Raw genomic sequence first — 11,727 nt, forward strand, 5'->3', positions numbered from 1 at the left:
TCCGTCCTCCTTCGTCTCATCACATGCCTCATCGGCCGAACCCCGTCCCGTCGTCCTTCGCCCTGCACCGCCGTCCCGCCATGTCCAGGTCGCGCCCGCCGTCCACCGTGCCGCTCCCGAAAAGGTCTCGTGGCACGGTCATGAGTGATGGCAGACTTCGCTCGTGACCGCGAACCCCACGAACACCACGCCCCCCGGCGCCTCCCCCGGCAGGAAGACGCGAGTCACCGCCGTACAGCGGCGGACGCTCACCGTCCTGTCCGCCGCCCAGATCAGCGGCGGGATCGGGGTCGCAGTGGGGCTCACCTTCAGCTCGGTGACCGTGAAGGAGCTCTCCGGCTCCACGGCGCTCAGCGGGCTGGCCGGCACCGCGACCGTGCTGGGTGCGGCGCTGCTCGCGCTGCCCACCGCGAAATCGTCCGGGAGGAGTGGCAGGCGCGCCGGGCTCACCCTGGCCTACGGCTGCGCCCTGCTCGGCTGCCTGGTCTCGCTGCTCGCGGTCGCCCTGGGCTCCTGGCCGCTGCTGCTCGCCGGGCTGGTGCTGTTCGGCGCGGCCAGCGCGGGCAACCTCGCCTCGCGCTACGCCGCGACCGATCTGTCCCCGCCGGGGCACTCGGCCAGGCACCTCTCGCTGGTGGTGTGGGCCACCACCGTCGGGTCGGTCGCCGGGCCGAACCTGGCGGAACCGGCCGAGCGATTCAGCACCGGGCTCGGAATGCCGTCGGGCAGCGGCCCGTTCGCCGTCGCCCTGGTGAGCTTCGCGATCGCCCTCGGCATCATCGTGGTCGCCCTGCGTCCCGACCCCCTGCTCCTGGCCCGCTCCGCGTCCTCCAACGCGTCTTCCGACGTCCCCGCGCCCGGACCCGCCCCCTCGGAGAAGGGCGCCGGGACGTTCCGCACCGCCTGGCGGGTGCTGCGCGGGACCCCCGTGGCGGCACGCGCGCTGGTCGCGATCGCGGTGAGCCACACCGCGATGGTCTCGATCATGTCCATGACCCCGGTCCACCTCGACCACGGCGGTTCGACGTACACGGTCATCGGGATCGTGATCAGTCTGCACATCGCGGGGATGTACGTCCTGTCGCCCGTGGTCGGCTGGCTCGCCGACCGGGTGGGCAGGACAACGGTGCTGGTAGCGGGAATGGGTCTGCTACTGGCCGCGGCCGTCCTCGCGGGCGGGGCCGGGACGCACGACGTCACGCAGGTGGCCGTCGGACTTCTCCTGCTCGGCCTCGGCTGGTCGTTCGGGCTGATCTCCGGCTCGGCGATGCTCAGCGAGGCCGTGCCGCTGGAACACCGCACCCCCGTGCAGGGCCTCTCCGACCTGCTGATGAACGTCTGCGGCGCGGCCGGCACCGTGATCGCCGGTCTGATCGTCGGTGGCCTGTCGTACGGCGTGCTCGGCGCGGCGGTCGCGGTCATGGTGACGGTCACCGGCGCCTGGCTCGCCCTCACCCGCGCCTGAGCCGCGACGGCCCTCGCCCCGGTCCGCTCAACCGGCGCCCGGGAGTGTCCGAAACCGTCCGGGACGCCCGGCCCCACCGGGCGTCACTTGGCGTCGGCGTAACACCTGACCGGGACGGCCAGCATGGGGAAGCGCACCGGGGTCGATCCGAACAACAACCGGGTCGCCTCCTCCGCGGCCTTGCCGACCGCCGCGACGACCTCCTCCGCCTGCTCGGCAGGGCAGTGCACCATCACCTCGTCGTGCTGGAAGAACACCAGTCTGGCCGGCTCTGGCAGCAGGCCGCGCAGCACGGCCATCAGCACGAGAGCCCACTCGGCCGCGGTCGCCTGGACGACGAAGTTGCGGGTGAACCGGCCGCGGTCGCGAGCCGCGCGGCCTCCCTCGGGGCCGGAGACCAGCTCCCGCCAGCGGGCGGAGGGCGGGGGCGAGGTGCGGCCCAGCCAGGAGCGGACCACCTTGCCCTCCTCCCCCGCCCTGGCGGCGTCCTCCACGAACTGGTAGGCGCGGGGAAAGCGCCGGCGCATCACGGCCAGCAGCTTGGGCGCGTCTCCGCTGGTGCCTCCGTACATCGCCGACAGCATCGCGATCTTGGCGTTGTCGCGCTCGCCGCCGAACGCCTGCGCCAGCGCCTGATAGAGGTCTATCTGCCCGGCCGCCCTCGCGAGGCCGACGTCCCCCGCCATCGCGGCCAGCACACGCGGCTCCAGCTGGGCCGCGTCGGCGACGACGAGCGTCCAGCCGTCGTCGGCCACGATGACCTTGCGCATCAGCTTGTGGATCTGCAGGGCCCCGCCACCGTTGGTCGCCCACCGGCCCGTCACCACGCCGCCCACCACGTATTCGGGCCGGAAACGGTGGTCGCGCACCCACTGGTCGGCCCAGGCCCAGCCGTGGAAGCTGTAGAACCTGGCCATCTCCTTGTAGGCGAGCAGGGGCGCGACGCCCGGGTGCTCGACCTGCTTGATGTCGTGGGCCCTGGTGGAGGCGACGGGCACGCCCGCCGCCTTGAACGCCCTCACGATCTGCTGCGGGGAGTCGGGGTTGAACGGCGTGCCGAACGCCGCCGCCACCTCGTCGGCCAGGGCCTGGAGCTTGGCGGGCCGCATGCCGTGCACAGGACGCGGGCCGAGCAGGCCGGTCAGCAGCTCGTCGTGCACGTCCCGGCGCCAGGGCATGCCCTCCCTCGCCATCTCCGCGGCGACCAGCGCCCCGGCCGACTCCGCGGCGACCAGGAGCCGGAAGCGCCCGGGGTCGGTGGTCGCCTCCACGCGCCGCAACTGGTCGGCGTAGACCTCCGCGACCAAATCCGCGTCCGGCGGGGACGCCTCCTCCTCGAAAAGCGTGGCCTGCCGTGCCTGGGGTCCGTGCGGATCGTCGGGCACGGGCAGGCCGTGCAGCCGGGCGTAGGCCGCGGGGGCCGACCTCGGCTCGCCGAACCGCCCTTCGTGGGCGAGGAGCAGGCCCTCGGTCAGCGCGAGGTCGTGGCAGCGCGCGAGCCGCACCCCCGCGGCGAGCAGGGCGGGATAGACCTCCCGCGTGTCGGCCCAGATCCAGCGCGGCCCCCGGGCCTCCAGCTCGCGGACGGCCGAGGCCAGATCGGCGACGGCCCCGGCGGGCTCGCCGTCCACACGCAGCATGCCCCCACCCCCGGGAGCCGCCGCGACCGACACGTGCATATGCCCACCCTGCCACGCCGGTACGACATTCTCGATCAGACGAGCGGTATGACGATCTCGTCCTCGACCGGGGGCTCGATCTCCTGCCGCAGGCAGCCGGTGGCGGCGAAGCAGCGGATCGTGAGGGCCTCCGAGGTGACCGAGACGTGCAGGAAGCTCTTGAAGAACGGCGGGGTGTCCCAGTCGGACAGCTCCGACAGGTAACGGTGGAACGTCCTGCCCACCGGGAGCCGCAGCGGCATCGGCCAGCCGCCGAGGATCCTGGCGGCCCACCGCATCCGCCGGGTGATCGGCACGGCCGGGATGTCCCTCACCGGGGTGTTGCCGATCCGCCGGGACATCAGCGCCGCGCTCTCGTCGGGCGTGAGGTAGAGCCACCGCATGCGCAGCCGGTCGCTGTAGAGCCCGCTGTAGAACGAGAGCGAGTCACCGCGCAGCGGGTAGCAGCGGTAGTCGTCCTCGTGCACGCCGCCCACGGTGACCCTCGGGATGGTGTGGGTGGCGTGCATGAAGGCCCCTGATCCGCCCGCCACGAGATACTGGATGGTCCGGTCCCCGACCTTGACCGGGAAGCGCTGGTAGTTGTGCACGTCGCCGCCTATCGCCGCGACGTAGTTGTGCGCGGGGTCGGTGACGATGTCGTCGATGGTTCCGCCGCCGGCCAGCTTCGACGGTTTGTAGTCGTTACGGCTGTAGATGGGCTTTCCGGTGATCAGCACCTTGGGCCGGGGATCGCGGGAGACCTCGCGCAGCCAGGTGGCCTGCTCGGAGTCGATGTCGCCGCGGATACCGGTGTCCACCCCGACGATGAGCAGCCCCGGGGTCTCCATCGCCCAGTAGGGGGCGGGCTGCACGGCCCGCTGCTCCGGCTTCGCCCGCAGCTCGCGCGCCCTCGCCAGCCGGGCCTCGTCGATCTTCTCCGGCTTGCGCCAGAGCAGACCGCGCAATCCCGAGGGCGACAACTTGAACCCCTCGTTCTCGGCCTCCAGGGCGGGGGCCTCGCAGAAGACGCGCATGAAACCACCGAGCCCGTCGTACCAGTCGTGGTTGCCGGGGATCGCGTAGATCGGCGCTCGATAGTCCTGGTACGGGCGGAAGAACTTGTCCTCGTACTCGTTGCCCGAGCCGGTGGGGTAGATCACGTCGCTGGCGACAACCGCGAACGCGGTGTCCTCACCGACTTTGAGCATGCCCGGCACCACGGCGTACTGCGAGGCGTCGCCCTCCCCCGTGTCGCCGAGGACAAGGAAGGAGAACTCGGAGCCGACGTCCATCGGGATGCGGAAGGAGGGGTCGACGCCCCGGTCCCGCTGCGAGCCCACCCAGCGCGCCCTCACCTGCCCCGAGGGGTCTCCGAACAGGATCGCGAGGACCTCGTTCCGCGACCGCCAGATGGTGCGCGGGTTCAGCCAGGAGAAGGTCTCCTTGCTGGGCAGCAGGTCCTTGAAGGTGCCCGTCTGGGCGCAGGACCAGCCCGCCCCCTCCTTCGACACCCGGGAGGAGACCTCACGCCCGCGCTCCGCCGCCTGTCTTATGTCAACCATGGCCTATATCTTGGCAATGATCTTAAAAAGCCGCACACCTCTCGGGAAAGGCGGCCGACCCGGAAGCCGGCGAGGACCACTGCGGGCCGTCGAGGGCCGCCGAGGTAGGCCCGGTCGCGGCCTGCGCGGCGGAGCGCCGCCCAACGGGCGGGCCTGATCGGAGCCCGCCCTGCCCTTCCGCGCCTTTCCGTGCCCTACCGTGTCCCTCTGTGTCCCTCTGTGTCCCTCTGTGCCCGTCGCGCCGTCACCCGCCCGGCGGGACGAGAACGCCGGGGTTGAGGATGCCCTCGGGGTCGAGCCTGCCCTTGATCCCGCGCAGGATCTCCACACCCAGGTCGCCGATCTCGGTCGCGTAGGCCTCCCGATGGTCGCGACCGACCCCGTGGTGGTGCGAGACGGTGCCCCCGGCCGCGACGATCGCCTCGTTGACCGACCGCTTGGCCTCTCGCCACTGCCCGACGGGGTCGTCGCCCTGCGCCGTGACGACCGTGAAGTACAGGGAGGCGCCGGTGCCGTACACATGGGAGATGTGGCACATGACCAGCGGCGAGCCGAGCGAGGCGTGCAGCGAGAGCCGTACGGCGTCGTAGAGGCGAGGCAGGTTGGACCAGAACCCGGCCGTCTCCAGGGTCTCGACGGTCGCGCCGGCGGCGAGCAGCGAGTCGCGCAGATAGGGCGCCGAGTAGCGTCCGTGAGCCCACGACTCCCCCGGATCCGTGCCGAGAGGAACGCCTCCGAGCCCGGACAGCACGGCGGCGACCCGCTCGCGCAGGGCGGGCACCTCGGAGAAGCCCTCGTACCCGGCGATCGCCAGACAGCCCGCACCGGTCGGCGAGGCGCCTATCTCGCCGGGGCGCGCCAGCCCCACCATCGTCTCGGTCTCGTCGGACAGGCGCAGCACGGTGGGCACGACGCCCTGCTGGACGAGGTGTCGCAGCGCGGCCGATCCCTCCGTGAACGACGCGAACCGCCACCCCTCGTAGACCCGTTCCTCGGGCGCGGGCCGGACGCGGAGTCTCAGGGAGGTGATCACGCCGAAGGCACCCTCCGAGCCCAGGATCACCTGGCGCAGGTCGGGCCCGGCCGCCGACTTGGGTGCCCGGCCCAGCTCAAGGGTCCCGCGCGGAGTGGCCACGGTCATGCCGACCACCATGTCGTCGAAACGCCCGTACCCGGCCGAGGCCTGCCCGCTGGAACGGGCGGCGGCGAAACCCCCCAGTGTGGCGTACTCGAACGACTGCGGAAAGTGACCTAGGGTGAACCCGTGCCCGGCCAGAAGCCGCTCGGCCCTCGGGGCCCGGAGCCCTGGCTCCATCTCCGCGACCATCGACTCGGCGTCGACGGCGATCAGCCGGTCCAGGCGGACCAGGTCCAGTGCGACGACACCGGCGAAGCCCTGCCTGCTCGCGACCAGGCCGCCGACCACGGAGGTTCCGCCCCCGAAGGGGACCACGGCGATCCGGTGGGCGGCGCAGACGGCGAGCACCTCCAGCACCTCGCGGTGCGAACCGGGCAGCACCACCGCGTCGGGCGCGTCGGAACCGTCTCCGGCGCGCATACGCATCAGGTCGGGGGTGGACTTGCCACGGGTGTGCCGGACGCGGGCCTCGTCGTCGGAGCGCACGTGATCGGCGCCGACCACGCCGCGCAGTTCCGCCCGCACGGGCGACGAGAGGGTCACGGCGGGCAACCGCACCTCGCCGAGCTCGGCGGCCCGCTCTGGACGCGGACTCACCCCCAGCACGTCGTGGAGCAGTTTTCTCACCGGTTCCGGCAGGTCGGCGGCCTTGCCGGGATCACCCCAGCCGGACCAGAGCATGGGCTCGGTGGCACTCGTCGGATTTTCCACCCTTACACTGTGACACATGACGTCTATTCGTCACAATGCGGACGCGGAGAGCGGCGGCCAGGTGCTGGACGCCGCCCGCGAGGTGGTCCTCGCGGTGGGGGTGCGGCGCGCCACGCTCACCGACGTGGCACGCAGGGCAGGGCTCTCCCGCATGACGATCTACCGCCGCTGGCCCGACATGCGGACCCTCGTCGCCGACCTGATGACCCGCGAGTGGGTGAGCGTCGCGGACCGGTTCGCGACCGGGGACCCGGTCACCTCCGCGGTGGCGGCGGTACGGGCGCTGCGCGACCATCCACTCTGGCGAAAGATCGTCGAGGTGGACCCGGAGCTGCTCCTGCCCTACCTGCTGGACCGCAGGGGGGCGAGCCACGAGGCCATGCTCGCGCTCGTCGAGGCGGCGATCGTCCGAGGTCAGGAGGGGGGCACCGTGCGGCGCGGTGACCCGGCGAGGATGGCCAGGGCGGTGCTGCTCACCGCCCAGTCGTTCCTTCTCTCCGGCCCGACCATGCTCGACCCGGCCGGCCCCGACACCCCGGACGGCACGGTCGGCCTGAACGGCCCAGGTGGCCCAGGCGGCACGGAAGCCCCGGTCAGCCTGGACGACCTGGACGCCGAGCTCGCCACGCTCCTGGAAAGGTACCTGCGACCGTGAACTCCTCTCTCAACGCCGCCCGCCGCGCACGCGAGCTGGCCGAGGTGCGCGACCTCGTGGTGGACGTACTGGTGGTGGGGCTGGGCGCGACCGGTGCCGGGGCGGCGCTCGACGCGGCCTCCCGCGGCCTCTCCGTCGCCGCGATCGACGCCCACGACATCGCCTTCGGGACCTCCAGGTGGAGTTCCAAGATGATCCACGGCGGGCTCCGCTACCTGGCCAAAGGACAGGTCGGGGTGGCGTACGAGAGCGCGGTGGAGCGCGGCCACCTGCTCGGGCGCACCGCGCCGCACCTGGTCAGCGCCCATCCCTACCTGCTGCCGCTCGTCCCCGAGGTCTCCCGCCGCCACGCGGCGCTGCTGATGACCGGATACCGCCTCGGCGAAGGGCTGCGGGTCGCGGCACGCACGCCCCGCCACCTCCTGCCCGGCCCATCACGGATCTCCGCCGCGCAGGCTCTCGCCCTTGCCTCGCCGCTGGACTCGCGCGGGCTGCGCGGCGCCCTGCTGTCATGGGACGGGCGCCTGACCGACGACGCCCGCCTGGTGATCGCCGTGGCCAGGACCGCTGCGGCCCACGGGGCGAGGATACTGACGCGCTGCCGTGCGCTGGAGCTGTCGGGCGACGGCGCGCTGGTCCGCGACGAACTCGACGGGGACATCTTCACCATCCGGGCCAGGACGGTGGTCAACGCCACCGGCGTCTGGGCCGCCGGACTGCACCCGGGCATCCGGCTGAGCCCTTCGCGCGGCACCCACCTGGTCCTGCGACCGGAGACGCTGCCCGGCCTGGCCGTGGGGCTGCACGTACCGGTTCCCGGGGAGAGCAACCGTTTCGTCCTCGTTCTTCCCCAGCCCGACGGGCGGGTCTACGTCGGGCTCACCGACGAGGCGGTGGACGGCCCCGTCCCCGACGTACCGCAGGTGCCGGAGGATGACGTGACCTTCCTGCTGTCCATCCTGAACTCCGTGCTGGAGGAGCCGATCCGGCGCGAGGACGTCGCCGGGACCTACGCGGGGCTGCGCCCACTGCTCGCCGGCGCCGGCGGCGGCCGCAGCGCCGACCTGTCCAGAAGGCACACGCTGCTGAGCACGCCGGACGGGCTGATGACGATCGTGGGCGGCAAACTCACCACCTACCGGCGGATGGCCGAGGACGCGATCGACCGGGCCGTGTCGCTGGGCGGGCTCGACGCGGGACCGAGCCGCACGGCGGACCTTCCCCTCGTCGGGGCCGGCGCGCGCCCGGGGAAGGACGCGAACGGCGACGGGCGCGAGGGCCGGGAGGCGGACCGGCTGCTTGAGCGGTACGGGAGTGAGGCGGCCGCCGTACGGTCCCTGATGGCGGAGGACCCCTGGCTGGCCGAGCCCGGGCCGACCGGGGTCACCGGGGCCGAGCTCGTCTGGGGCGTCAGGCACGAGGGCGCCCTGGACGTGGACGACCTCCTGGACCGGCGCACCAGGGTCGGCCTCGTCCTGCGGGACCGCGACGCGGCCCTCCCCATGGCGCGTGCCGCACTGGCCTACTGACGCCTGCCCGCCGGAGCCGGAAGGCCGCCGACGCACACGCCTTCACCCACCTGTGATCGTTTCGCTCCTCGCCACCCCCCTCTCACCATTAGGTTAGTCTTACCTAAGTCAGAGCGAGGAGAGAGCGTGAGCACGGGGGGCGTCGTGGGCAGGGCGGACAGAGCGGTCAGAGCCGCCAAGGGGTGCACCCACCCTCCGGGCTGTCACACCGGCGAGCTGCCACTTCACGCCAGCGCGACCGTTGGAGCCCGCTTCTGGCTTCTCATCGAGCACCCCGGCCCCTGGGCCTCCCACCTGGAAGACTGCGATCTTCCCAAGGAAGTTCACACTCTTATCAAACGGGCCACCCGACTCGGCATCCGCCCCCAGCTGATCCGCCGCCCGGGACGCAGAAACCTCGTGGAAACCGGCATTCACGTCATGGTCGCCGACTCCGGATCGACCGAACCGTGGATCGCCGAAGGCGTCATCGCAGATCCGGACGATCTTAACCTTGACAACGTGGTGGCCGGAGTGGTCCCGGAGTCCTGCATACTTGTGAGTGAGCCGGTTTTTCTGGTCTGCACGCATGCCAAGCGCAACGCGTGCTGCGCCCGCATTGGACTACCCCTCGCTCGGTCCTTGGCAAAAACATTGCCGGACACAGTATGGGAAACATCACATGTTGGCGGCGATCGATACGCCGCCAACCTCGTGTGCTTGCCACACGGGCTTTACTACGGCAGCATGTCTCAGGCTGCTGCGATCGCGGCAGCCAACGCGTACCGGTCCGGCGAGGTCATCCTCGACCGTTTCCGGGGACGCGCAGGCATCCCTGAGCCACTGCAGGCCGCTGAGCATTTCATCCGCGTTCATACGGGTGATCTCTCGGTTGGCGGAGTGGCCGTGGAATCCTCCAGGTTGGACGGCGCCGTCACCGAGGCATTTGTGCGCGGTAATGGCACCCGTTTTCGGGTAGTGGTTGAACCCATGACGCTGACAACGCCATGCGGTACGGCTTGCGCCGATACGATCACTACCTACCGGCTGGTCACGCTGGACAGGGTAGCCCCTGTGCGGTATGCCACGTCCGCGCTGACCTGACCCGAGGGAACATCACGGCCAATCCAGGCGTTGTTCTCAGGGACGTCACAAGCGTCCAATGCGGCATCAACCAGAAATACCCTCTCACTATAAGGTGGTTTTCTCATGTCTCAGGTACGTCGGCAGACCGCCCGGCCTCGGCCCAGCTGGGGCTGGCAGGATGACGCCGCGTGCCGGGGCGAGGACCTCGTGCTCTTCTTCGGTCCCGACGGCGAGCGTCAGCCCGAGCGTGACATCCGCGAGCGTAAGGCCAAGGCGATCTGTGCCCAGTGCCCTGTTCGCGCCGAGTGCCTGGACTACGCGCTCTCCCGTCCGGAGAAGTACGGCACCTGGGGCGGTCTGAACGAGGACGAGCGCGCCTCCGAGCGTCGCCGTCGTATGCGCCGCGCCGCCAGCGCCGGCATCAGTGCCGTCGCCTGAGCAGTACCTCCACCCGGCTTCCCCCGCACGTGTGATCTCGCGAACCCCCTGCGAGATCACACGTTGTCGCGTCGGGCCCCGCGCGTGCGGCCCCCCGGAACGGGCGACCGCACGGCGGGTTTCCCCCGCACTTCCGCTTCTCACCAGGGCCCATCGGTTCCCTTCAGGGCCCTTTTCGCGTTTCAGGGCCTGTTGCGGCCCGCCTTCCGCATCTCCTTGGTGATGCTCTTCCATCTGCCCTGGAGCTCCTTGCGGAGCCGCGCGTCAGTCCTGGACGCCATCCACGCGGCCTCCCGCTGAAGCTTGTTCCAGCTTTCCAGCCGCCGCTCGGCGAGCGTGCCGTCCTCGATCGCGGTGATCACGGCGCAGCCCGGCTCGCTGTCGTGGCGGCAGTCGCCGAACCTGCACCGCGCGGCGAGCTCCTCCAGGTCCGAGAAGACCATGTCCACGCCCTCGCCCATGTCGTACAGGCCGATGCGGCGGATACCCGGCGTGTCGATGATGAGCCCGCCCCCCGCGAGCGGGATCAGCTCGCGGTGCACGGTGGTGTGACGGCCCCGGCCGTCACCGGCCCTGACCTGCTGGGTCTCCATCACCCCCTCCCCCGCCAGGGCGTTGACGAGTGTCGACTTGCCCGCCCCCGAGGCGCCCAGCACCACCGCGGTGCGCGTGCCCTCGAGGTAGCCGCGGACGATGTCGACGCCCTCGCCCGTGACGGAGCAGACCGGGTGCACGTCCACACCCGGCGCCGCCGAGGCGACCTCTTCCATCAGGAAGCCGAGGCCCTCGCCGATCAGGTCGGACTTGGTGACGAGCACCACGGGACGCCCTCCGCTCTCCCAGGCGAGCGCGAGCAGCCGCTCGATCCTGCCCAGGTCGGCGGTGTCGGTGGCGTGCAGGGCGGGTTCCGCGACGAAGACGACGTCGACGTTGGCGGCGAGCACCTGGCCCTGGGAGTCGCCGGAGAGCCCGCCCCTGGAGACCCTGGCGACGCCGCCGCGCACGAACGCGGTGCGCCGGGGCAGAAGCGCCTCCAGCTCGAAACGGCCCTCGGCCAGGCGGCGGAGCCCGGCCCAGTCACCGACGCAGGGCAGGGCCACGGGGTCGGCGGCGGCGTCACGCCGCACCCTGGCGCCGTAGTGGGCCCGGAGATGACCGGAGGCCGTCAGCACCTCGGCGGCACCGCGATCGACGCGGGACACCCGGGCGGGGATGAGGCCTGCGGGAAGCTCGGCGGCGAGAGAGTCGTTCCAGCCGAGCGAGGTGAGAACGGATGAAGAAGAGATGATTGGCGAAGACAACGTAAGCACCCTTGTGGAAGGCCGGGTGCCTCGTCGCGAATCGGCTAGGCGGGCACCCGGAGGTTGATGGACGGCAGGCTCACCAGAACAACCCGCATGCTTCCCACCTCCTGTCGCCTCGTGGCCGCGCGTTTCTCGAACGGCTTCTTCGGGAGAACCTTAGCGCAGTGCCTCCCGTCCGGCGCAAACACATTTTTACCGT

9 protein-coding genes are annotated in these 11,727 nt (G+C 71.4%); 5 read left to right on the plus strand and 4 right to left on the minus strand.

Annotated features, from left to right (window positions below; translation table 11 throughout):
• The first annotated feature begins 163 nt into the window (after positions 1-163).
• Positions 164-1,465, plus strand: a complete 1,302-nt coding sequence (locus ACFY3D_RS09740) for an MFS transporter (protein WP_389977103.1) — start codon at positions 164-166, stop codon at positions 1,463-1,465.
• A gap of 83 nt (positions 1,466-1,548) precedes the next feature.
• Here the strand turns inward: ACFY3D_RS09740 and ACFY3D_RS09745 are convergent, their stop codons facing one another.
• The 3 genes from ACFY3D_RS09745 to ACFY3D_RS09755 form a co-directional block, all read right to left on the minus strand.
• Entirely contained in the window at positions 1,549-3,144 is a 1,596-nt protein-coding gene (locus ACFY3D_RS09745) for a bifunctional 3'-5' exonuclease/DNA polymerase (protein ID WP_389977106.1), read from the minus strand.
• Positions 3,145-3,179: 35 nt separating this feature from the next.
• The gene (locus ACFY3D_RS09750) at positions 3,180-4,688 is read right to left on the minus strand and encodes a metallophosphoesterase family protein (protein WP_389977109.1); all 1,509 of its coding nucleotides are present in this window, start codon (positions 4,686-4,688) and stop codon (positions 3,180-3,182) included.
• A 244-nt stretch (positions 4,689-4,932) separates the two neighbouring features.
• On the minus strand, positions 4,933-6,507 hold the full coding sequence (locus ACFY3D_RS09755; protein WP_389977545.1) for an FAD-binding oxidoreductase: 1,575 nt from the start codon (positions 6,505-6,507) through the stop codon (positions 4,933-4,935).
• 46 nt (positions 6,508-6,553) lie between these two features.
• Here ACFY3D_RS09755 and ACFY3D_RS09760 point away from each other — a divergent pair, with 46 nt between their 5' ends.
• From ACFY3D_RS09760 to ACFY3D_RS09775, 4 genes are all read left to right on the plus strand, one after another.
• Positions 6,554-7,192, plus strand: a complete 639-nt coding sequence (locus ACFY3D_RS09760; RefSeq protein WP_389977112.1) for a TetR/AcrR family transcriptional regulator — start codon at positions 6,554-6,556, stop codon at positions 7,190-7,192.
• A complete protein-coding gene (locus ACFY3D_RS09765; RefSeq protein WP_389977115.1) occupies positions 7,189-8,721 on the plus strand; it encodes a glycerol-3-phosphate dehydrogenase/oxidase in 1,533 nt (510 codons plus the stop codon). Before ACFY3D_RS09760 ends, ACFY3D_RS09765 begins: the two co-directional genes overlap by 4 nt.
• Before the next feature lie 126 nt (positions 8,722-8,847).
• Positions 8,848-9,804, plus strand: coding sequence for a sucrase ferredoxin (locus ACFY3D_RS09770; protein WP_389977118.1), 957 nt, complete (start codon positions 8,848-8,850; stop codon positions 9,802-9,804).
• A 105-nt stretch (positions 9,805-9,909) separates the two neighbouring features.
• Complete coding sequence (locus tag ACFY3D_RS09775; RefSeq protein ID WP_012893126.1) at positions 9,910-10,224, plus strand: WhiB family transcriptional regulator; 315 nt, start codon at positions 9,910-9,912, stop codon at positions 10,222-10,224.
• A 182-nt stretch (positions 10,225-10,406) separates the two neighbouring features.
• Here the strand turns inward: ACFY3D_RS09775 and rsgA are convergent, their stop codons facing one another.
• Entirely contained in the window at positions 10,407-11,525 is a 1,119-nt protein-coding gene (gene rsgA / locus ACFY3D_RS09780; protein WP_389977121.1) for a ribosome small subunit-dependent GTPase A, read from the minus strand.
• Positions 11,526-11,727: the final 202 nt, after the last annotated feature.

It is taken from the genome of Streptosporangium sp. NPDC000509 (genome assembly GCF_042898365.1).
In the GTDB taxonomy this organism is placed as follows: domain Bacteria; phylum Actinomycetota; class Actinomycetes; order Streptosporangiales; family Streptosporangiaceae; genus Streptosporangium.